Below are 19,484 nucleotides of genomic sequence, written 5' to 3'. Positions count from 1 at the left end.
CATGAACAAGCCCGACTTCCTCCCCTTTGCCCTGCCCGAGATCGGCGACGAAGAGATCGCCGAGGTGGTGGACACGCTGCGCTCCGGCTGGGTCACCACCGGCCCGAAGGCGAAGCGCTTCGAGCAGGCCTTCGCCGAGTTCCTGCAGGCGGCGCCAGACGAGGCGCCGCTCGAGGCGATCGCCGTCAACTCCGCCACCGCCGGGCTGCACCTGGCGCTGGAGGCGCTCGGCATCGGCCCGGGCGACGAGGTCATCACCACCACGCACACCTTCACCGCCACCGCCGAGGTGGTGCGCTACCTCGGCGCCGACGTGGTGCTGGTCGACATCGACCCGGCCACGCTGTGCATCGACCCGCGCGCGGTGGAGGCCGCGATCACGCCGCGCACGAAGTGCATCCTGCCGGTGCACTACGCGGGCCTCGCCGCCGACATGCCGGCGATCCTCGACATCGCGCGCCGCCACGGCCTGAAGGTGGTCGAGGACGCGGCGCATGCGCTGCCCACCACCGCGGGCGGCAAGCTGGTCGGCACGCTCGCGAGCGACGCCACCGTGTTCAGCTTCTATGCGAACAAGACCATCACCACCGGCGAGGGCGGCATGCTGGTGACGCGCGACGCCGAGCTCGCCAAGCGCGCGCGCGTGATGCGCCTGCACGGCATGAACCGCGACGCCTTCGACCGCTTCACCGCGAAGGTGCCGAGCTGGTACTACGAGATCGTCGCGCCGGGCTTCAAGTACAACCTGACCGACATCGCCGCCGCGCTCGGCCTGCAGCAACTGAAGCGCGCCCACGCCTTCCAGGCGTGCCGCGCGGAACTCGCTGCCCGCTACGACGCGGCGCTGGCCGGCCTGCCGCTGGTCCTGCCGCCGCAACCCGCCGCGGGCGAGCTGCACGCCTGGCACCTCTACGTGGTGCGGCTCGCCGACGCCGCGCCGATCGGGCGCGACCGGCTGATCGAGCGCCTCTTCGAGGCCGGCATCGGCTGCAGCGTGCACTACATCCCGCTGCACCTGCATCCCTACTGGCGCGAGCGCTATCGACTGAGCCCGGAGCAGTTCCCGCACAGCCAGCACGCCTTCGAGCGCATGCTGAGCCTGCCGCTGTACACGCGCATGTCGGAGGCCGACGTGGACCGCGTCGCCGCCGTGCTGCGCGCCGCGCTCGCCGGCGGGGAGTGATGCGGCGGCCATGGCCAAGCGCCTCCTCGACCTGCTGATCGCGGCGCCCGCGCTGCTGCTGCTGGCGCCGGCCTTCGCGCTGATCGCGCTCGCGATCCGGCTCGACTCGCCCGGCCCGGTGTTCTTCCGCCAGGTGCGCGTCGGCCGCCACGGCGTGCCTTTCCGCATCCACAAGTTCCGCACGATGCGCCACGACCCGGCCGAGGCCGGGCGGCAGATCACGGTCGGCGCCGATGCGCGCATCACCCGCGTCGGCGCCTTCCTGCGCCGCAGCAAGCTCGACGAGCTGCCGCAGCTCATCGACGTGCTCGCCGGCACGATGAGCCTGGTCGGCCCGCGCCCCGAGGTGCCGCGCTACGTCGCGCTCTACCCGCCGGCGGTGCGCGAGCAGGTGCTGTCGGTGCGCCCCGGCATCACCGACCTCGCCTCGATCGAGTTCCGCCGCGAGAGCGAGCTGCTCGCGCTGGCCGCCGATCCCGAGCGCGCCTACGTCGAGCAGGTGCTGCCGGCCAAGCTGCGCCTCGCGCAGGCCTACGTCGAGCGCAGCGGCGTGTGCACCGACCTGCAGGTGCTCGGCCGCACGCTGTGGGTGCTGCTGCTGAAGTGATGCCCGAATCCCTTCCCCCGAGATGAGCGACAAGCGAAAAACTCCTCCCGCACCGGCGGCCGCCGATGCGGAGGCCCCCTCCCGGCAGCTGTGGCAGCGGCTCGATGCCTTCCTGACCCGCATCCGCCCGCAGCGCCAGCCGCTGTCGCTCGCGATCGATGCGCTCGTCATCGCCGCGTGCTGGAACGTCACCTACCTGTTCCGCCTCGGCTTCGATCGCTGGCTCAATGCGAGAGCCTGGTACGACCCCTGGGTGCTGCTCGGGCTGGTCGCGCTCTACCTGGCGGTGTTCGCGCTGCTCGGCGTGCCGCGCGGCATGTGGCGCTTCTCGGGCTTCGGCGAGGTCAAGCGCCTGGCGATCGGCTGCGCGGTCGCCGGCCTGCTCGGCGCGGTCGCGGTGCTGATGGCGCAGCTCGTGAAGGTGCCGCGCGCGGTGCTGGCGCTGCACCCGGTCATCACGCTGATGGGGCTGGTGCTGGTGCGCATGGCCTACCGCATGCTCTACGAGCAGATGCGCAGCCGGCTCAGCGGCAGTGCCGCCGAGGCGCGGCGCGCGCTGGTGCTCGGCGCCGGCGACGCGGCGCGGCGGCTGCTCGCCGGCATCCAGCACGAGGGCTGGCAGGTGGTCGGCCTGCTCGACGACGACCCGGCCAAGCTGGGCGCGCGCATCGGCGGCGTGCCGGTGCTCGGGGCGATCGACACGCTCGCGCGCCACGTCGAGGTGCAGGGCATCACGCACCTGATCGTCGCGATCCCGTCGGCGCCGCTGCCGCGGCGCCGCCGCCTGTTCGAGCTCGCGGGCGCCACCGGCCTGCCGGTGCTGACGGTGCCGGGCGCGGCCGAGCTGCAGCAGGGCTCGGTGAGCCCGCGCGTGCGCGACATCGAGCCCGAGGACCTGCTCGGGCGCGAGCCGGTGCAGCTCGACGAGGGCGGCATCTCCGAATGCCTGTCGGGCAAGGTGGTGCTGATCACCGGCGCCGGCGGCAGCATCGGCTCCGAGCTGTGCCGCCAGGTGGCGCGCTACGGGCCGCTGAGGATCGTCCTGTATGAACTGGGCGAGTTCGCGCTCTACCGCATCGAGCAGGAGCTGTCCGAGCGCTTCCCGCACATCCCGCTGGTGCGCCTGATCGGCGACGTGAAGGACCGCGAGCACCTGCGCCTGACCTTCGCGCGCCAGCGGCCGCAGGTCGTCTTCCACGCCGCGGCCTACAAGCACGTGCCGCTGATGGAGCAGGACAATGCCTGGGCGGCGCTGCGCAACAACACGCTCGGCACCTGGAACGCCGCGAGCGCCGCGGCCGAGGCCGGCGTCGAGCGCTTCGTGCTGATCAGCACCGACAAGGCGGTCAACCCGACCAACGTGATGGGCGCCACCAAGCGCGCGGCCGAGCTCGCGCTGTCGCACCTCGCCGCGCGCTGCGCCGCCGCCGCGTCGCCCGGGCAGGGCGGCGCCACGCGCTTCATCGCGGTGCGCTTCGGCAACGTGCTCGGCTCCAGCGGCAGTGTGATCCCGAAGTTCAAGGCGCAGATCGCGCGCGGCGGGCCGGTGACGGTCACGCATCCGGAGATTACCCGCTACTTCATGACCATCCCGGAGGCGGCGCGCCTGGTGCTGCAGGCCGCGGCGATCGGCGAGGGCGGGCAGGTGTTCGTGCTCGACATGGGCGAGCCGGTGCGCATCGCCGACCTCGCGCGCGACATGATCCGGCTGTCGGGCCACAGCCTCGACGAGATCCCGGTCGTCTACACCGGGCTGCGCCCCGGCGAGAAGCTCTACGAGGAGCTGCTCGCCGGCGCGGACGCGACGCTGCCGACCGCGTTCCGCCGCCTGCGCATCGCGCGGCTCGACGACCGTGCCGCGCACGGCCGGCTGGCCGCCTGGCTGGCGGCATGCGAGCGGCCGCTGTCCGAGCTGGACGACGAGGCGGTGAAGGCGCGGCTGCGCGAGGTGGTGCCGGAGTTCCGCGCCCCGGGGGCCTGAGGGGCCGGGCCGGGCGCGCTAGAGTGGCGGGCTCCGCGGGGCGCCGCCCCCGCACGATGCGCAGCCGCAGACGATGACCTCCCTCCTTCCCGCCGACGCGCCCGCAGGCGCACCGTCCACCCCCGACTCGCCGGCGCACGATGCCGTGCAGGCGCTGCAGGGCCTCGAACGCGCCGTGCTGCGGCTGCTCGCGCTCGTCGGGCAGCCGCGCACCCGCACCTGGATCTGGAACGCCCTCCGGCATATCGAATGGCGCCGCCCGAACGGCTCCGCATGGACGCAGGAGGAGGTGCGCGAGGCGCTGACCGCGCTGCGGATGCAGCGCCTGGCCGCCGAGGCCGGCGTCGCCGGCTACTGGCAGCCGGAGCCGGCCTGCGCCGTGGCGGCCTTCGCCGATGCGCTCGGCAGCGCCGCGCCGGCCGAGCTGCGCCGCGCGCTGCTCGCGGCCGAGGACGTGTCGCTGACGGGCTCGAGCTGGTACCGCTTCCGCCATCGCGAGCAGGCGGCGCTGTGCCTGCGGTTGTGGATGTACACCGGCGCGTCGCTGCAGGAACTCGTCGCGCTGCTGGACCGGCCGGTGGACGCCGAGGTCCAGGCGCTGCTGTCCGACATCGCGGCGGCGCTCGCCGAGGAGGCACTGTTCGCGCGGCTGCATCCCGAGGTGCAGGGCATCGTCTGCGTGGCGGGCCTGTCGGAACTCGACCACGTCTGGGCGCGCGACAAGGCCTTTCTCGCGCGCATGGCACCGGCCGTCGTGCCGCGGCTGCAGCCGACGCTCGCGGTGATGCTGCGCGTCGCGCTGGCGCAGCACGCGCTGCTGGCGGGGCGGCCGCAGCAGGCGCTGGACTGCATGGACTGGCCGCAGGGGCAGGGCAATGCGGGCTTCGAGGCACTCGCCGCCGGCGTGCGGGCCGGGGTGCAGGCGGTGCGGGGCGAGTGGGACGCCGCGATCGCCGGCTTCGAGCAGGCGTTCAAGGGGCTCGCCGCGCTGCAGGGGCGGCGCAAGCAGCTGCTGCCCGCCAGCGTCGCCTGGCTCTACCCGCTGGCGCTGATGGCACGCCAGGCGCCGGCGCAGCTCGAGCGCGCGATCAGGTTCTGCGCCAGCGAGGCGGGCTCGCGCAACCCGCCCTGCAGCGAGGCCTTCGGCACCTTCTGGCACGTGCTGCGCATGCGCACCGGCGACGCACCGGCGAGCCCGGGTCTGCTCGCGCCGCGCGGCTCGGGTCAGGCGCCGTTCCCCGACGACCTGTGGCGCTGGCTGGCGCTGGCCTGGCTGCGCCCGGCCGCCGCTGCCTTCACGCCTTCCGCCGCGCAGGAGGCCGGCGCGCAGCTGCTGGCGCGGCACCTGCGCGACTGCGACCTCGGCTGGCTCGCCGACCAGCTCGACGAGGCGCGGCGCAGCCTGCGCGGCGAGGCCACCTCCCCCGCCTTCTTCGTGCCGCCGGCGGCCGAGGGCTGGCGCACCACGCTCGCCGCGCTGGCCGCGATCGGCGACCCGGCGCAGGCCGAGGGCAAGTCCGGCCCGGCCGCGGGCGCGACCCGGCTGGTCTGGTCGCTGCGGCTGGACCGGCACGGCCATGTCGCCGACATCACCGTGCTGGAGCAGAAGCTCGGCGTGCGCGGCTGGGGCAAGCCGCGCGAGCTGCCGCTGTCGCGGCTGGCCGCCACCGAGCGGCTCGAGCCGCACGACGCGCGCGTCGCCCGGGCGGTGCGCAGCAGCCCCTACCGCGCGCGCTCGCACCGCATCGACCGCGCCGCGGCGATCGGCGCGCTGGTCGGCCACCCGCATGTCGTCTTCGACGACCGGCCCGAGCAGTTCGTCGACCTCGTCGAGGCGGCGCCCGAGATCGACGTGGTGTCGCGCGACGGCCGGCTGCAGGTGCGCGTGCTGCCGCAGCTCGACCTCGGCGACGAGGGCGCGGAGCGCGCCGAGAACCTGCGCCTGCTGGACGCCGACGAGCGCCGCGAGGCCGAGGCGCTGCGCCTCGTCACCGTGCTGCGAGACGGCCCGCAGCGCGCCCGCGTGATCCGGCTCAGCCCGGCGCAGCGCCGCGCGGTGCAGCTGATCGGGCGGCAGCTCAGCGTGCCGCGCGAGGCGCAGCTGGAGCTGCAGGGGGCGCTGCGCAGCATCGCGCCGCATTTCCAGGTGCATGCCGACGCGATCGAGGCGGCGCGCGAGGTGGCGGCCGACGCAAGGCTGCGCGCCGAGCTGACGCCGGCGGGCGAGGGCCTGCAGCTGCGGCTGGTGGTCGCGCCGCTCGGCCCCGACGGCCCGCGCCTGGCGCCCGGGCAGGGCCGCGCGCGGCTGATCGCCGCGGTGAAGGGCGAGACGCTCGGCGCGCAGCGCGAGCTGAAGGCCGAGCGCCGCCACCTCGACGCGGTGCTGGAGGCGCTCGCGCCCGCCTGCGCCGAGCTCGCCGCGATGCCGGAGGGCAGCGCCGGGCCGTGCGAATGGCGCATCGACAGCCCCGACGAGGCGCTGGCGGTGGTGGAGGCGCTGCCGCGGCTCGACGCGGCGCTGTCGGGCATCGACTGGCCCAAGGGCCGCGCGGTGCAGGTGATCACGGCCGGCGTGCCGCAGCTGCAGGTGCGCGTGCGCAGCGCCGCCGACTGGTTCACGCTCGGCGGCGAGCTGCGCATCGAGGACGAGCGCGTCGCGACGCTGGAGCAGCTGCTCGCGTGGAGCACCGAGGGCAAGGGGCGCTTCGTGCCGCTCGGCGAGGGGCGCTTCCTCGCGCTGACGGCCGAGCTGCGCGCCCGCGTGCAGGCGCTGGCCGCGGTCGGCGAGACGCAGCGCGGCGCCACGCGGGTGCCGGCGCTGGCCGCCGCGTGGCTGCGCGACGAGCTGGAGGGCGCCGCGCTCGAGGCCGACGCGGAGTTCGAGGCGCGGCTGCGCCGGCTCGACGCCGCGCAGCAGGCGCAGGCCCCGGTGCCGCCGGGGCTGCTGACCGAGCTGCGGCCCTACCAGGAGGAGGGCTTGCGCTGGGCGCTGCGGCTGGCGCAGGCCGGGCTCGGGGCCTGCCTCGCCGACGACATGGGCCTGGGCAAGACGGTGCAGGCGCTGGCGGTGCTGCTCGCGCGCGCGGCCGCAGGGGCCGCGCTCGTGGTCGCGCCGACATCGCTGGTCGGCAACTGGCAGGCCGAGGCGGCGCGGCTCGCGCCCTCGCTGCGCGTGAGCGTGTACGGCGACGGCGACACGCTGCGCGCCGACCAGGTGCGCGAGGCCGGCGCGGGCGACGTGCTGCTGGTGTCCTACGCGCTGCTGCAGCAGTCGGCCGAGGCCTTCGCCGCGCGCGAGTGGCACACGCTGGTAGTGGACGAGGCGCAGGCGATCAAGAACGCACTCGCCAAGCGCAGCCAGGCGGTCCACGAACTGCGCGCGGGCTTCCGGCTCGCGCTGTCGGGCACGCCGATCGAGAACCGGCTGTCGGAGCTGTGGTCGGTGATGCGCTTCGCCAACCCCGGGCTGCTCGGCACCCCGGCGCGCTTCAACGAGCGCTTCGCGATCCCGATCGAACGCGAGCGCGATCGCGACGCGCAGCGCACGCTGCGCCGGCTGATCGCGCCCTTCGTGCTGCGCCGCACCAAGGGGCAGGTGCTCGACGACCTGCCGCCGCGCACCGAGCAGCTGCTGCGCGTCGAGCCCGGCGCCGACGAGGCGGCGCACTACGAGCTGCTGCGCCGCCAGGCGCTGCTCGCCGCGACCGAGAGCCTGGGGCAGGGCGGCGGGCAGGCGCAGTTCAACATCCTCGCGCAGCTCACGCGGCTGCGCCGCGCCGCCTGCGACCCGCGCTTGGTCAACCCGGAGCTGGGCCTCGTCGGCGCCAAGGTGCAGGCCTTCGCGCAGCTCGCGGCCGAACTCGGCGCCAACCGCCACAAGACGCTGGTCTTCAGCCAGTTCGTCGACTTCCTCGCGCTGCTGCGCGCGCCGCTCGACGCGGCCGGCATCCCCTACCAGTACCTCGACGGCGCCACGCCCGCGGCCGAGCGCATGCGCCGCGTCGACGCCTTCCAGGCGGGCGAGGGCGACTTCTTCCTGATCAGCCTGAAGGCGGGCGGCTACGGCCTGAACCTGACCGCGGCCGACTACGTCGTGATCGCCGACCCGTGGTGGAACCCGGCCGCCGAGGACCAGGCGATGGGCCGCGCGCACCGCATGGGCCAGCAGCGGCCGGTGACGGTCTACCGGCTCGTCGCGCGAGGCACGCTCGAGGAGCGCATCGTCGCGCTGCACCACGACAAGCGCGCGCTGGCCGAAGGGGTGCTCGACGGCGGCGAGGGCGCGGCGCTGCCGTCCGCGGAGGAGCTGGTGGCCCTGATCCGCGAGGGGGCATGACGCCACCACGGCGGGTCGCCTGCGCGCCTCAAACCTTGATGCCCGCGAGGCCGGCCCCGCATGAGGCTGCCCGGAAAGTCAAGAGGAGGATAATGCGCCCCGTGATCGAAGAAACCAATACCCAGGCGCCGGTTGCGAGCGCCGAATTCTCCTCGCTCCCTCTCGGCACCGCGCTGCAGCGCGCCATCGCCGACCAGGGCTACACCTCGATGACGCCGATCCAGGCCAAGGCGATCCCGATCGTGCTGCAGGGCCGCGACGTGATGGGCGCTGCGCAGACCGGCACCGGCAAGACCGCCGCGTTCTCGCTGCCGCTGTTGCAGAAGATGCTCAAGCACGAGAACAGCAGCGCGTCTCCCGCGCGCCACCCGGTGCGCGCACTGGTGCTCGCGCCGACGCGCGAGCTCGCCGACCAGGTCGCCGTCAACGTCAAGGCCTACGCGCGCCACACGCAGCTGCGCGTCGCCTGCGTCTTCGGTGGCATCGACATGAAGCCGCAGACGGCCGAGCTCAAGGGCGGCGTCGAGGTGCTGATCGCGACGCCCGGCCGGCTGCTCGACCACATCCAGGCCAAGAACTGCAACCTCGGCCAGGTCGAGTACGTCGTGCTCGACGAGGCCGACCGCATGCTCGACATCGGCTTCCTGCCGGACCTGCAGCGCATCCTGAGCTACCTGCCCAAGCAGCGCCAGACGCTGCTGTTCTCGGCCACCTTCTCGCCCGAGATCAAGAAGCTGGCGCAGAGCTACCTGCAGGACCCGGTGCTGGTCGAGGTGGCGCGCCCGAATGCCACCGCCTCCACCGTCGAGCAGCGCTTCTTCGCCGTCGACGACGACGACAAGCGCGGCGCGGTGCGCCATATCCTGCGCGAGCGCTCGCTGTCGCAGGCCATCGTCTTCGTCAACTCCAAGCTCGGCGCCGCGCGGCTCGCCCGCTCGCTGGAGCGCGACGGCCTGAAGACCACCGCGCTGCACGGCGACAAGTCGCAGGACGAGCGGCTCAAGGCGCTCGACGCCTTCAAGCGCGGCGAAGTCGAGCTGCTGGTGGCCACCGACGTGGCCGCGCGCGGCCTCGACATCGCGGACCTGCCGGCCGTCTTCAACTTCGACCTCCCGTTCAACGCCGAGGACTACGTGCACCGCATCGGCCGCACCGGTCGCGCCGGCGCGTCGGGCCTGGCAGTGTCCTTCGTGTCGCGCAGCGACCAGCGCCAGGTGGCGGAGATCGAGAAGCTGATCAAGAAGACGATCGAGGTCGAGCCGCTGCAGGTCGAGGGCAATGCCCGCCTGCCGCGCCGCCCCACCCGCCGCGACGAGGAGGAGGCCACGCCAGCCGTGCGGCGTGCGCCGGCCGCGCCGCGTCGCCACGCGCCGTCCGCCTCAAGCGACCCCTTCTTCAGCCGTCCCTACGAGGCCCAAGCCGGGGCCGACCCGGTGTGGGAGCCGCAGCCCGCCTCCGCGCCTGCGCCAGCGGACAGGTCCGCCGCGCCCCACGCCAAGCCGCGACGCAAGATCGCGGCACTGCTTGGTGGCGGCATCAAGCGCTGAAGCTCCGGCGTCGGTTCTCCGCCGGCGTTGTTTGCCTCGGCCGCCGCACAAGGATCCGGCTGCCGCTCAGCCTGCCAGCAGCGCGAACACCGCCGGCACGTCCCCCGGCATCTGCACGCCTGCCTGCCGCCACTGCTGCACCGTCATCGTCCGGTTCCAGCCCTGCGCCAGCGTCAGGCCGCAGGCGATGCTCAGCCGCGTCGCGGGCTGCAGCGCGCCGAGCAGCGCGTTGAGCATCGCGGCATTGCGGTAGGGCGTCTCGATGAACATCTGCGTCTGGCCGATGCGGCGCGACAGTCCTTCCAGCTCGCGCAGGCGCTGGCCGCGCGCGGCCTCGTCCACCGGCAGGTAGCCGACGAAGGCGAAGCTCTGGCCGTTGAGACCGCTCGCCGCCATCGCGAGCAGCAGCGCGGAGGGGCCCGCCAGCGGCACGACCGGGATGCCGAGCGCGTGCGCCTGCTGCACCACCTCGGCGCCCGGGTCGGCCACCGCCGGCATGCCGGCCTCGGAGATCAGGCCGATGTCCTGGCCCTCCAGCGCGGGCTGCAGCAGCCGCGCGAGGTCGGCGGGGCGCAAGGCCTGCGCGCGGCCAGGCTGCCCCTTGGGCGGGCGCGGCAGCTCCTCGATGCGCAGCGACTGCAGCGGCTGCGCCAGCGGCGTGACCGCATCGACCCGCTTCAGGAAGGCCCGCGTCGTCTTCGCGTTCTCCGCGAGCCAGTGCGTCAGCCGCGCGGCGGTCTGCAGCACGGACAGCGGCAGCACCTGCTGCAGGTCCGGCAGCGGCTCGCCGGGGCGCTGCGGTGCGCCGAAGTCCAGCGTGTTCGGTACGAGGTAGAGGCGGCCGGGCGTCGTCATGCGGCGCCCTCCGGCCCGGACAGCAGCGGCACGCCGGCCGCGCGCAGCAGCGCGCAGGTGCGGATCAGCGGCAGGCCGATCAGCGCGGTCGGATCGTCCGACTCGATCGCCTCCAGCAGCGCGATGCCGAGCCCCTCGGCCTTGGCGCTGCCGGCGCAGTCGTAGGGGCGCTCGGCCCGCAGGTAGTGCTCGATCTCGTCGTCGCCGAGCGCGCGAAAGCGCACCGTCACCGGGACGAGCGCGGCTTGCTCGAAGCCGCTCGTCGCGCACACCACGGCGACGCCGGTCTGGAACACCACGCTGTGCCCGCTCATCTGCCGCAGCTGCGCCACGGCACGCTCGTGCGTGCCGGGCTTGCCGATCGGCTGCCCGTCGAGGTCGGCCACCTGGTCGGAGCCGATCACCACCGCGTCGGGGCGTTGCGCCGCGACGGCGCGCGCCTTCGCGAGCGCCAGGCGCGTCGCGAGCGCGGCGGGCGCCTCGCCGGGAAGCGGGGTTTCGTCGACCTGGGGCGCGAGCACGTCGAAGGGCAGGCGCAGGCGTTGCAGCAGCTCGCGCCGGTAGGGCGAGGTCGAGCCGAGGATCAGCGGGCGGGGCAGGGGAGGCATGGGCCGGATTGTCCCTCAGCGGGGCGCGGGAGGCGCCGCGGCATTCGCCCGCCGCCACACGCGACCTTAAACTGCCGGCATGAAAGCAAGAGAGTTCAATCCCCAGCGTCTCGACGTGCAGGAGTTCGCCCGGGCCGGCGGCGTGCTCGAGGGCCGGACCCCCACGGCGTCGCTCGAACGGCTGGCCGCGGAGGCGCACCCGGAGGCACCGCCGGTCGGCGAGGTGGCCTGGCGCGCGGAAGGCCGGCAGGTGGAGCAGCGCGCTCACGCGCCCCAGGTCTGGCTGGACCTCAGCGCGCGCGGCGAGATCCACCTGGAGTGCCAGCGCTGCCTCGGGCCGGTGCAGGTGCCGCTGGAGGTGCGGCGCAGCTTCCGCTTCGTCAGCGACGAGGCGCGGGCGGCCGAGGAGGACGTCGAGGCGGAGGAGGAGGTGCTGGCGCTGACGCGCGCGCTGGACGTGCCCGAGCTGATCGAGGACGAGCTGCTGCTCGCGCTGCCGCTCGTGCCGCGCCACGAGGAGTGCCCGCAGCCGCTGCCGATGGTCGCCGAGGACGAGGAGGAGGAAGAGGAGGAGCCGCGGCCCAATCCCTTCGCCGCGCTCGAGGCGCTGCGCAAGCCGAAGTCCTGAGCTGCCAGATTCCGCACGTTCCGGCCGGGCTTGCTGTTCTCGCCCGAACGATGCATGCTAGAATCTTTGGTTTTCCAAGGAGCGAGCCATGGCCGTTCAACAGAACAAGAAGTCGCCCTCGAAGCGTGGTATGCACCGTGCCCACCAGCACCTGAACAACCCCTCGACCGCGATTGAGTCCACCACGGGTGAAACCCATCTGCGTCATCACATCAGCCCGACCGGTTTCTACCGCGGGCGCAAGGTCCTGAAGACCAAGGCCGACGCCTGATCCTTCCGGTTCAGGTCAGTTCGAGCACATCCGGGCCGGTGGTTGCCTTCGGGCGGCCAGCCGGCCTGTGTTTTGCCTGCTCCGGTGCCTCCGGCACACCCAGCCTGCGATGACTTCTTCTGCCCCTCCTGCTGTGGCGGCTTTGTCGCGCCCGGTGCGCATCGCCGTGGACTGCATGGGCGGTGATCACGGTCCGTCGATCACGCTGCCGGCCTGCAGGGCCTTCCTCGCCGCGCATCCGCAGGCGGAGTTGCTGCTCGTCGGGCGCGCCGATGCGCTCGCCCCGGCGTCCTCGTGGTCGCGCTGCCGCATCGTGGCGGCCGCCGAGGTCGTCGAGATGGACGACTCGATCGAGATCGCGCTGCGGCGCAAGAAGGACTCGTCGATGCGCGTGGCGGTCAGCCAGGTGAAGGTGGCGGCCGGCGGCACGGCCGACGCCTGCGTCTCGGCCGGCAACACCGGCGCGCTGATGGCGGTGTCGCGCTACGTGCTCAAGACGCTCGAGGGCATCGACCGTCCGGCGATCGCGAGCGTGATGCCGAACCAGAACGACGGCTTCACCACCGTGCTCGACCTCGGCGCCAACGTCGACTGCGAACCCGAGCACCTGCTGCAGTTCGCGCTGATGGGCAGTGCGCTCGTCTCGGCGGTGGAGGGCAAGGAGAACCCGACGGTCGGCCTGCTCAACATCGGCGAAGAGGCGATCAAGGGCAACGAGGTCATCAAGCGCGCCGGCGAGCTGCTGCGCGCGGTGGGCGACGCGGGGCACCTGAACTTCTACGGCAACGTCGAGGGCAACGACATCTTCAAGGGCACCACCGACATCGTCGTCTGCGACGGCTTCGTCGGCAACGTGGCGCTGAAGACCGCCGAGGGCCTCGCGGGGATGCTGTCGAGCATCATCAAGCAGGAGTTCGGCCGCAACGCCTTCACGAAGGCCGCGGCGCTCGTGGCGCTGCCGGTGCTCCGGCATTTCAAGGCGCGCATCGACCACCGCCGCTACAACGGCGCGGCGCTGCTCGGCCTGCGCGGGCTGGTGTTCAAGAGCCACGGCTCGGCCGACGCGGTGGCTTTCGAGAACGCCCTGAATCGCGCGTATGATGCCGCCCGGAACCGGTTGCTCGACCGGGTGCATCATCGCATCGTGGACACCTTGCAGGCGCTGCCCCCGGCGGACGCTGCCGCGGTGCCTGCGGCAGTATCCCAGGCTGCATGACCTCGACCTTTCCCCGTTATTCGCGCATCGCCGGCACCGGCAGCTACCTGCCGCCGCGGCGCCTCAGCAACGCCGAGCTCGCGGCCGAACTGGCCGCACGCGGCATCGAGACCTCCGACGAGTGGATCGTCGAGCGCACCGGCATCCGCGCGCGCCACTTCGCCGCGCCGGACGTCGGCTCGAGCGACCTCGGCGTCGCCGCGGCGCGCCAGGCACTGGAGGCGGCCGGCTGCTCGGCGTCCGACATCGACCTGATCATCGTCGCGACCTCGACGCCGGACATGGTGTTCCCGTCGACCGCGGCGCTGGTGCAGCAGAAGCTCGGCGTGCACGGCTGCCCGGCCTTCGACGTGCAGGCGGTGTGCTCGGGCTTCGTCTACGCGCTCACCGTCGCGGACTCGATGATCCGCGCCGGCAGCGCGCGCCGCGCGCTCGTGATCGGCGCCGAGGTCTTCTCGCGCATCCTCGACTTCAACGACCGCACCACCTGCGTGCTGTTCGGCGACGGCGCGGGCGCCGTGGTGCTGGAGGCGAGCGAGACGCCTGGCGTCGTCGCGACCGAGCTGCACGCCGATGGCCGCCATGTGGGCATCCTGTGCGTGCCCGGCCACGTCTCGGGCGGCCAGGTGCTGGGCGACCCGCTGCTGAAGATGGACGGCCAGGCCGTGTTCAAGCTCGCCGTCGGCGTGCTCGAGGAGGTGGCCCGCTCGGTGCTCGGGAAGGCCGGCCGCGGCGCGGAAGAGATCGACTGGCTGATCCCGCACCAGGCCAACATCCGCATCATGCAGGGCACCGCGCGCAAGCTGAAGCTGCCGATGGGCAAGGTGATCGTGACGGTGGACCAGCACGGCAACACGTCCGCGGCGTCGATCCCGCTCGCGCTCGACCACGGCGTGCGCTCGGGCCGCATCGCCCGCGGCGACACGCTGATGCTCGAGGGCGTCGGCGGCGGCTTCACCTGGGGCGCGGTGCTGCTCGACTTCTGACGCGGCGCTCCGCCCCCGGCGTTCCTCCAACCGCACAAGTACACCAAGAATGACCTCCTTCGCTTTCGTCTTCCCCGGACAGGGCTCGCAGGCCGTCGGCATGCTCGACGCCTGGGGCGATCACCCGGCCGTGCGCGGCACGCTCGACGAGGCCAGCCAGGCGCTCGGAGAGGACGTGGCGCGGCTGATTGCCGCCGGCCCCAAGGAGCAGCTCGACCTGACCACCAACACGCAGCCGGTGATGCTGACCGCGGGCATCGCCTGCTACCGCGCCTGGCTCGCCGAGACCGGCCTGAAGCCGGGGCTGGTGGCGGGCCACTCGCTCGGCGAGTACACCGCGCTGGTGGCGGCCGAGGCGCTGACGCTCGCCGACGCGCTGCCGCTGGTGCGCTTCCGCGCGCAGGCGATGCAGGAGGCGGTGCCGGTGGGCACCGGCGCGATGGCCGCGATCCTGGGGCTGGACGCGCAGGCCGTGCGCGAGGGCTGCGCCGAGGCGGCGGCCGCCAGCGGCGAGGTGGTCGAGGCGGTCAACTTCAACGACCCGAAGCAGATCGTGATCGCCGGCAGCAAGGCCGGGGTGGAGAAGGGCTGCGAGCTGCTGAAGGCGCGCGGCGCCAAGCGCGCGCTGCCGCTGCCGGTGTCGGCGCCGTTCCACTCGAGCCTGATGAAGCCCGCGGCCGAGCGCCTGAAGGAGAAGCTCGCCGCCGCGACGATCGCGGCGCCGCGGATCCCAATGCTCAACAACATCGACGTGCAGGTGCAGACCGACGCGGACGCGATCCGCGACGCGCTCTACCGCCAGGCCTTCGGCCCGGTGCGCTGGGTCGAATCCGTGCAGCAGATCAAGGCGAGCGGCTTCTCGCGTGTGTTCGAATGCGGCCCCGGCAAGGTGCTGGCCGGCATGATCAAGCGCATCGACGGCGAGCTGAGCACCGCCACCGTGTACGACCCGGCGACGCTCGCCGATGTGAAAGGAATGCTGGCATGAGCAACCCCCTCGCGTTCGAAGGCCAGGTGGCCCTCGTCACCGGCGCGTCGCGCGGCATCGGCCGCGCCATCGCGCTCGAGCTCGCCCGCCGCGGCCTGAAGGTGATCGGCACCGCGACGACCGAGTCCGGCGCACAGGCGATCACGGAAGCGCTCTCGGGCTTCGACGGCTGCCGCGGCCTGTGCCTGAACGTCAACGACGCCGCGGGCGTCGATGCGGCGATCGACGGCATCGTCAAGGAGTTCGGCGCGCTGCACGTGCTGGTCAACAACGCCGGCATCACGCGCGACACGCTGTCGATGCGCATGAAGGACGAGGACTGGGACGCGGTGCTCGACACCAACCTGAAGGCGGTGTTCCGCACCAGCCGTGCCGCGATCCGCCCGATGATGAAGCAGCGCCACGGCCGCATCGTCAACATCACCTCGGTGGTGGGCGCCAGCGGCAACGCCGGCCAGGCCAACTACGCCGCCGCGAAGGCGGGCGTGGCGGGCCTGACCCGCTCGCTCGCGCGCGAGCTCGGCAGCCGCGGCATCACGGTCAACTGCGTCGCCCCGGGCTTCATCGCCACCGACATGACGGAAGTCCTGCCCGACGCGCAGAAGGCGGCGCTCTTGCAGCAGATCCCGCTGGGCAAGCTCGGCAGCCCCGAGGACATCGCGCACGCGGTGGCCTTCCTCGCCTCGCCGCAGGCCGGCTACATCACCGGCACCGAGATGCACGTCAACGGCGGCATGTACATGAACTGAAACAGGCGGCGCGCCGGGGCGAGAGTCCCGGACGCGCGGCCGGCCGGTTGGAGTCCGTCCGGTTGCGACCTCCCAGGGTGGATTCGCCGAGGTCGTAAAATCACGGGCTGTTCTGTTAGTTATTGAAACCCTCCTGGAGGAGTCATGAGCGATATCGAAGCACGCGTCAAGAAGATCATTGCCGAGCAACTCGGCGTGGCCGAAGCCGAAGTCACCAACGAGAAGGCTTTCGTTGCCGATCTGGGCGCGGATTCGCTGGACACCGTCGAACTCGTGATGGCGCTGGAAGACGAGTTCGGCATCGAGATCCCCGACGAAGAGGCCGAGAAGATCACCACCGTCCAGCTGGCGATCGACTACGCCCTCAAGCACCAGAAGGCTTGATCGGCGGCAGCGGGCCGAGCGCCCGCGACCGAAGGGCTGAGCCCTTCGGTGCAGTACCCAACCCCCATTCAGACATTCCTCGAACCGTATGACCCGTCGCCGCGTTGTCGTTACCGGTCTTGGCTGCGTGAGCCCCGTGGGCAACACCGTCGCCGAGTCCTGGTCCAACCTTGTCGCTGGAAAGTCCGGCATCGATGCCATCACGAAGTTCGATGCATCGGCCTTCGCCTGCAAGTTCGCCGGCGAGGTGAAGGGCTTCAACATCGAGGACTACATCCCGGGCAAGGAAGCCCGCCACATGGACACCTTCATCCACTACGGATTGGCGGCGTCCATGCAGGCGGTGCGTGATGCCGGCCTGCCCACCGGCGAGGCGCTCGACGAGGCCTTCGCCGAGCGCATCGGCTGCATCGTGGGCTCGGGCATCGGCGGCCTGCCGATGATCGAGAACACCCAGAAGGACCTGCTCGAGCGCGGCCCGCGCCGCATCTCGCCCTTCTTCGTCCCGGCCTCGATCATCAACATGATCTCGGGCCACGTGTCGATCCAGTGCGGCTTCAAGGGCCCGAACCTGGCGATCGTCACCGCCTGCACCACCGGCCTGCACTGCATCGGCGAGGCCGGCCGGCTCATCGAGTACGGCGACGCCGACGTGATGATCGCCGGCGGCGCCGAGGCGACCGTCTCGCCGCTGGGCGTCGGCGGCTTCGCCGCGGCGCGCGCGCTGTCCACCCGCAACGACGACCCGAAGACGGCCTCTCGCCCCTGGGACAAGGACCGCGACGGCTTCGTGCTCGGCGAGGGCGCGGGCGTGCTGGTGCTCGAGGAGTACGAGCACGCGAAGAAGCGCGGCGCGAAGATCTACGCCGAGCTCGGCGGCTTCGGCATGAGCGCCGACGCCTTCCACATGACGGCGCCGAACGTCGACGGCCCCAAGCGCTCGATGCTCGCGGCGCTGCGCAATGCCGGCGTGTCGCCCGACCAGGTGCACTACCTCAACGCGCACGGCACCTCGACGCCGCTGGGCGACGTCAACGAGACCAACGCGATCAAGCTCGCCTTCGGCGAGCACGCGAAGAAGCTGGTGGTGAACTCGACCAAGTCGATGACCGGCCACCTGCTCGGCGGCGCCGGCGGCATCGAGTCGGTGTTCACGGTGCTCGCGGTGCATCACCAGATCTCGCCCCCGACGATCAACATCTTCAACCAGGATCCCGAGTGCGACCTGGACTACTGCGCCAACACGGCGCGGGAGACGAGGATCGACGTCGCGCTGAAGAACAACTTCGGCTTCGGCGGCACCAACGGCTCGCTGGTCTTCAAGCGGGTCTGAGCGGCTGAGCGGCCACCGACCGATCGCGGCGCGGCATGCGCGCGGCCCCCGCCCTCGAACTGACGGTCGCGCCCGAGCGCGGCTGGCGGGCGGCGGTCGCGGCGCTGGGCGCCGCCGCGCTGGCGGCGCTGCTGGGCTGGGTCTTCGCGGCAAGCATCCCTGCGCCGGGCTGGCGCGCGGCGGCGCTGCTGCTGTGCCTGCCGCTGTTCGCCGCGCTGCCGGCGCTGGCCTCGCGGACCCTGCTGCTGCGCTGGGACGGGCGGGACTGGCACTGGCGCGATGCGGCCGAGGGTCAGGCGCAGGCGTGCAGCGGCCGCCTCGGCGTGGTCGCGGATCTCGGCGGCTGGATGCTGCTGCGCCTGCAGCCTTCCGCGTCGCGCCTGCCGTGGCATGGTCGCTGGATCGCGCTCGCGCGCCGTTCCCATGCCGCGCACTGGCATGCCTTGCGCTGTGCGGTATATTCCCCGACGCCCGCGGCACCCCGCCACGGCGACCCTCCCCCTTTCACGCATTGAATGAGCGCTGACGCCGATGTCCTGCTGATTGAGCGCGTCAAGCGCGGCGACCAGAAGGCCTTCGAGCTGCTGGTGGTCAAGTACCAGCGCAAGATCGAGCGGCTGATCGGCCGCATGGTGCGCGACCAGGACCTGGTCCAGGACATCGCGCAGGAAACCTTCATCCGCGCCTACCGCGCGCTGCCGCAGTTCCGCGGCGAGAGCGCCTTCTACACCTGGCTCTACCGCATCGCGGTCAACACCGCGAAGAAGGCGCTGGCCGAATTGAGGCGCGACCCGCTCGTCTCCGAGTCGGCGCTCGCGCTCGCCGGCGACGAGGATGAAACTTCCCGCGTCGAGAACGAACTAAGTGATGGCGAAACGCCCGAGGCGGTGCTGGCCAGCAAGGAGATCGCGGCCACCGTCAACGCGGCGATCGAGGCTCTGTCCGAGGATCTGCGCCAGGCGATCACGCTGCGCGAGATCGAGGGGCTGAGCTACGAGGAGATTTCGGACGTGATGAACTGCCCGATCGGGACGGTGCGCTCGCGCATCTTCCGGGCCCGGGAAGCGATCGCGCAGCGCTTGCGCCCCTTGCTGGACACGCGCGAGGGCAAGCGCTGGTGAGGACAGGAGTTTGAGATGTCGATGTCCACGGGAATGAGCGAGCAGGCGCGCGAGCGCCTGTCCACCTTCGTCGACGGCGAGGGTTATCCCGCCGAACTGCAGCAGATGATGGCCGCCGGCCGCGGATCGGGGCCGGACTGGGCCGAGACGCTCGAGTCCTGGCATGTCTACCACCTGATCGGCGACGTGATGCGTTCCGACGAGCTCGCCGGCCGGGGGCGGGACGACGAGTTCCTCGCGCGGCTGCGCGAGCGCCTCGCCGACGAGCCGGTCGTGATCGCGCCCGCGGCGCGGGATGAGGCCGCCCCGGCGGTAGCGGTCCAGCCCGCGATCGCCGCCGGGCAGGGCGCGCGGCGCCGCGGCTGGCGCGCGCCGCTTGCGGCGGCAGCCGGCGTGATGGTGGTGGCGGGCGTCGCGGTCATGACCGGCCTGCCGGGCGGAGGCTCCGGCGGCGCGCTGCAGGCCCTGCCCTCGGGCGCGACGCTCGTGCAGGCGCCTGCAGCGGCAGTGACGCGGCCCCTGGTCGCGGCCCAGCCGCCCGCGCCGGGCGCCAACGCCATGCTCGTGCGCGACGCCCGGCTCGAGCAGTACCTCGCGGCGCACAAGCAGTTCGGCGGCAGCTCGGCGCTCGGCGTGCCCTCGGGCTTCCTGCGCAGCGCGACCTACGAGGGTCCGCAGCGTTGAGGATTCC

18 protein-coding genes are annotated in these 19,484 nt (G+C 72.7%); 16 read left to right on the top strand and 2 right to left on the bottom strand.

Annotation, left to right across the window (positions count from 1 at the left end; genetic code table 11):
- Window position 1 precedes the first annotated feature (1 nt).
- The 5 genes from D3A59_RS04760 to D3A59_RS26235 all read left to right on the top strand — a co-directional run bounded on the left by D3A59_RS04760 (window position 2) and on the right by D3A59_RS26235 (window position 9,654).
- Window positions 2-1,183 carry a DegT/DnrJ/EryC1/StrS family aminotransferase gene (locus tag D3A59_RS04760; RefSeq protein WP_119153751.1) on the top strand — a complete coding sequence of 394 codons (1,182 nt, stop codon included), beginning with the start codon at window positions 2-4 and terminating at the stop codon, window positions 1,181-1,183.
- Window positions 1,184-1,193: 10 nt separating this feature from the next.
- Window positions 1,194-1,790: a sugar transferase gene (locus D3A59_RS04755; protein ID WP_119153750.1), complete on the top strand. Its 597-nt coding sequence runs from the start codon at window positions 1,194-1,196 to the stop codon at window positions 1,788-1,790.
- Window positions 1,791-1,812: 22 nt separating this feature from the next.
- On the top strand, window positions 1,813-3,771 hold the full coding sequence (locus tag D3A59_RS04750; protein ID WP_119153749.1) for a polysaccharide biosynthesis protein: 1,959 nt from the start codon (window positions 1,813-1,815) through the stop codon (window positions 3,769-3,771).
- A gap of 73 nt (window positions 3,772-3,844) precedes the next feature.
- On the top strand, window positions 3,845-8,107 hold the full coding sequence (locus D3A59_RS26240) for a DEAD/DEAH box helicase (protein WP_240635940.1): 4,263 nt from the start codon (window positions 3,845-3,847) through the stop codon (window positions 8,105-8,107).
- Between the two features lie 101 nt (window positions 8,108-8,208).
- The gene (locus D3A59_RS26235; RefSeq protein ID WP_240635939.1) at window positions 8,209-9,654 is read left to right on the top strand and encodes a DEAD/DEAH box helicase; all 1,446 of its coding nucleotides are present in this window, start codon (window positions 8,209-8,211) and stop codon (window positions 9,652-9,654) included.
- A gap of 66 nt (window positions 9,655-9,720) precedes the next feature.
- On the opposite strand, the gene D3A59_RS04735 is transcribed toward D3A59_RS26235, so the two are convergent.
- Both D3A59_RS04735 and D3A59_RS04730 read right to left on the bottom strand, forming a co-directional pair.
- Entirely contained in the window at window positions 9,721-10,509 is a 789-nt protein-coding gene (locus D3A59_RS04735; RefSeq protein ID WP_119153747.1) for an SAM-dependent methyltransferase, read from the bottom strand.
- Window positions 10,506-11,117 carry a Maf family nucleotide pyrophosphatase gene (locus tag D3A59_RS04730; protein ID WP_272868048.1) on the bottom strand — a complete coding sequence of 204 codons (612 nt, stop codon included), beginning with the start codon at window positions 11,115-11,117 and terminating at the stop codon, window positions 10,506-10,508. The genes D3A59_RS04735 and D3A59_RS04730 overlap by 4 nt, the downstream gene beginning before the upstream one ends.
- A gap of 79 nt (window positions 11,118-11,196) precedes the next feature.
- On the opposite strand from D3A59_RS04730, the gene D3A59_RS04725 reads away from it, so the two are divergent.
- The 11 genes from D3A59_RS04725 to D3A59_RS04675 all read left to right on the top strand — a co-directional run bounded on the left by D3A59_RS04725 (window position 11,197) and on the right by D3A59_RS04675 (window position 19,477).
- Entirely contained in the window at window positions 11,197-11,745 is a 549-nt protein-coding gene (locus D3A59_RS04725) for a YceD family protein (RefSeq protein WP_119153745.1), read from the top strand.
- An 88-nt stretch (window positions 11,746-11,833) separates the two neighbouring features.
- On the top strand, window positions 11,834-12,016 hold the full coding sequence (rpmF, locus tag D3A59_RS04720) for a 50S ribosomal protein L32 (protein ID WP_119153744.1): 183 nt from the start codon (window positions 11,834-11,836) through the stop codon (window positions 12,014-12,016).
- Between the two features lie 109 nt (window positions 12,017-12,125).
- Window positions 12,126-13,232: a phosphate acyltransferase PlsX gene (plsX, locus tag D3A59_RS04715; RefSeq protein WP_119153743.1), complete on the top strand. Its 1,107-nt coding sequence runs from the start codon at window positions 12,126-12,128 to the stop codon at window positions 13,230-13,232.
- Window positions 13,229-14,218, top strand: coding sequence for a beta-ketoacyl-ACP synthase III (locus D3A59_RS04710; RefSeq protein WP_119153742.1), 990 nt, complete (start codon window positions 13,229-13,231; stop codon window positions 14,216-14,218). The genes plsX and D3A59_RS04710 overlap by 4 nt, the downstream gene beginning before the upstream one ends.
- Before the next feature lie 49 nt (window positions 14,219-14,267).
- Window positions 14,268-15,206, top strand: coding sequence for an ACP S-malonyltransferase (fabD, locus tag D3A59_RS04705; protein ID WP_119153741.1), 939 nt, complete (start codon window positions 14,268-14,270; stop codon window positions 15,204-15,206).
- A complete protein-coding gene (gene fabG, locus D3A59_RS04700; protein ID WP_119153740.1) occupies window positions 15,203-15,955 on the top strand; it encodes a 3-oxoacyl-ACP reductase FabG in 753 nt (250 codons plus the stop codon). The genes fabD and fabG overlap by 4 nt, the downstream gene beginning before the upstream one ends.
- 144 nt (window positions 15,956-16,099) lie before the next feature.
- Window positions 16,100-16,339 carry an acyl carrier protein gene (gene acpP / locus D3A59_RS04695; protein WP_104299861.1) on the top strand — a complete coding sequence of 80 codons (240 nt, stop codon included), beginning with the start codon at window positions 16,100-16,102 and terminating at the stop codon, window positions 16,337-16,339.
- An 88-nt stretch (window positions 16,340-16,427) separates the two neighbouring features.
- Window positions 16,428-17,672 (top strand): beta-ketoacyl-ACP synthase II, encoded by a 1,245-nt coding sequence (gene fabF / locus D3A59_RS04690; RefSeq protein WP_119153739.1) that lies wholly within the window; start codon window positions 16,428-16,430, stop codon window positions 17,670-17,672.
- Window positions 17,673-17,707: 35 nt separating this feature from the next.
- Window positions 17,708-18,187, top strand: a complete 480-nt coding sequence (locus tag D3A59_RS04685; protein WP_119153738.1) for a hypothetical protein — start codon at window positions 17,708-17,710, stop codon at window positions 18,185-18,187.
- A complete protein-coding gene (gene rpoE / locus D3A59_RS04680) occupies window positions 18,188-18,793 on the top strand; it encodes an RNA polymerase sigma factor RpoE (RefSeq protein ID WP_119153737.1) in 606 nt (201 codons plus the stop codon).
- A 15-nt stretch (window positions 18,794-18,808) separates the two neighbouring features.
- Window positions 18,809-19,477: a sigma-E factor negative regulatory protein gene (locus D3A59_RS04675; RefSeq protein WP_119153736.1), complete on the top strand. Its 669-nt coding sequence runs from the start codon at window positions 18,809-18,811 to the stop codon at window positions 19,475-19,477.
- The last annotated feature ends 7 nt before the right edge of the window (window positions 19,478-19,484 follow it).

Source organism: Caldimonas tepidiphila (assembly GCF_003569765.1).
Classification (GTDB): Bacteria; Pseudomonadota; Gammaproteobacteria; order Burkholderiales; family Burkholderiaceae_C; genus Caldimonas; species Caldimonas tepidiphila.
This window is presented reverse-complemented; position numbering and strand designations above follow the sequence as displayed.

Excerpts from the sequence above, each read along its gene's own strand:
- D3A59_RS04760 (WP_119153751.1), top strand. The coding sequence starts at position 2 with ATGAACAAGCCCGACTTCCTCCCCTTTGCCCTGCCCGAGATCGGCGAC.
- D3A59_RS04755 (WP_119153750.1), top strand. The coding sequence starts at position 1,194 with ATGGCCAAGCGCCTCCTCGACCTGCTGATCGCGGCGCCCGCGCTGCTG.
- D3A59_RS04750 (WP_119153749.1), top strand. The coding sequence starts at position 1,813 with ATGAGCGACAAGCGAAAAACTCCTCCCGCACCGGCGGCCGCCGATGCG.
- D3A59_RS26240 (WP_240635940.1), top strand. The coding sequence starts at position 3,845 with ATGACCTCCCTCCTTCCCGCCGACGCGCCCGCAGGCGCACCGTCCACC.
- D3A59_RS04735 (WP_119153747.1), bottom strand. The coding sequence starts at position 10,509 with ATGACGACGCCCGGCCGCCTCTACCTCGTACCGAACACGCTGGACTTC.
- D3A59_RS04730 (WP_272868048.1), bottom strand. The coding sequence starts at position 11,117 with ATGCCTCCCCTGCCCCGCCCGCTGATCCTCGGCTCGACCTCGCCCTAC.
- D3A59_RS04725 (WP_119153745.1), top strand. The coding sequence starts at position 11,197 with ATGAAAGCAAGAGAGTTCAATCCCCAGCGTCTCGACGTGCAGGAGTTC.
- rpmF (WP_119153744.1), top strand. The coding sequence starts at position 11,834 with ATGGCCGTTCAACAGAACAAGAAGTCGCCCTCGAAGCGTGGTATGCAC.
- plsX (WP_119153743.1), top strand. The coding sequence starts at position 12,126 with ATGACTTCTTCTGCCCCTCCTGCTGTGGCGGCTTTGTCGCGCCCGGTG.
- D3A59_RS04710 (WP_119153742.1), top strand. The coding sequence starts at position 13,229 with ATGACCTCGACCTTTCCCCGTTATTCGCGCATCGCCGGCACCGGCAGC.
- fabD (WP_119153741.1), top strand. The coding sequence starts at position 14,268 with ATGACCTCCTTCGCTTTCGTCTTCCCCGGACAGGGCTCGCAGGCCGTC.
- fabG (WP_119153740.1), top strand. The coding sequence starts at position 15,203 with ATGAGCAACCCCCTCGCGTTCGAAGGCCAGGTGGCCCTCGTCACCGGC.
- acpP (WP_104299861.1), top strand. The coding sequence starts at position 16,100 with ATGAGCGATATCGAAGCACGCGTCAAGAAGATCATTGCCGAGCAACTC.
- fabF (WP_119153739.1), top strand. The coding sequence starts at position 16,428 with ATGACCCGTCGCCGCGTTGTCGTTACCGGTCTTGGCTGCGTGAGCCCC.
- D3A59_RS04685 (WP_119153738.1), top strand. The coding sequence starts at position 17,708 with ATGCGCGCGGCCCCCGCCCTCGAACTGACGGTCGCGCCCGAGCGCGGC.
- rpoE (WP_119153737.1), top strand. The coding sequence starts at position 18,188 with ATGAGCGCTGACGCCGATGTCCTGCTGATTGAGCGCGTCAAGCGCGGC.
- D3A59_RS04675 (WP_119153736.1), top strand. The coding sequence starts at position 18,809 with ATGTCGATGTCCACGGGAATGAGCGAGCAGGCGCGCGAGCGCCTGTCC.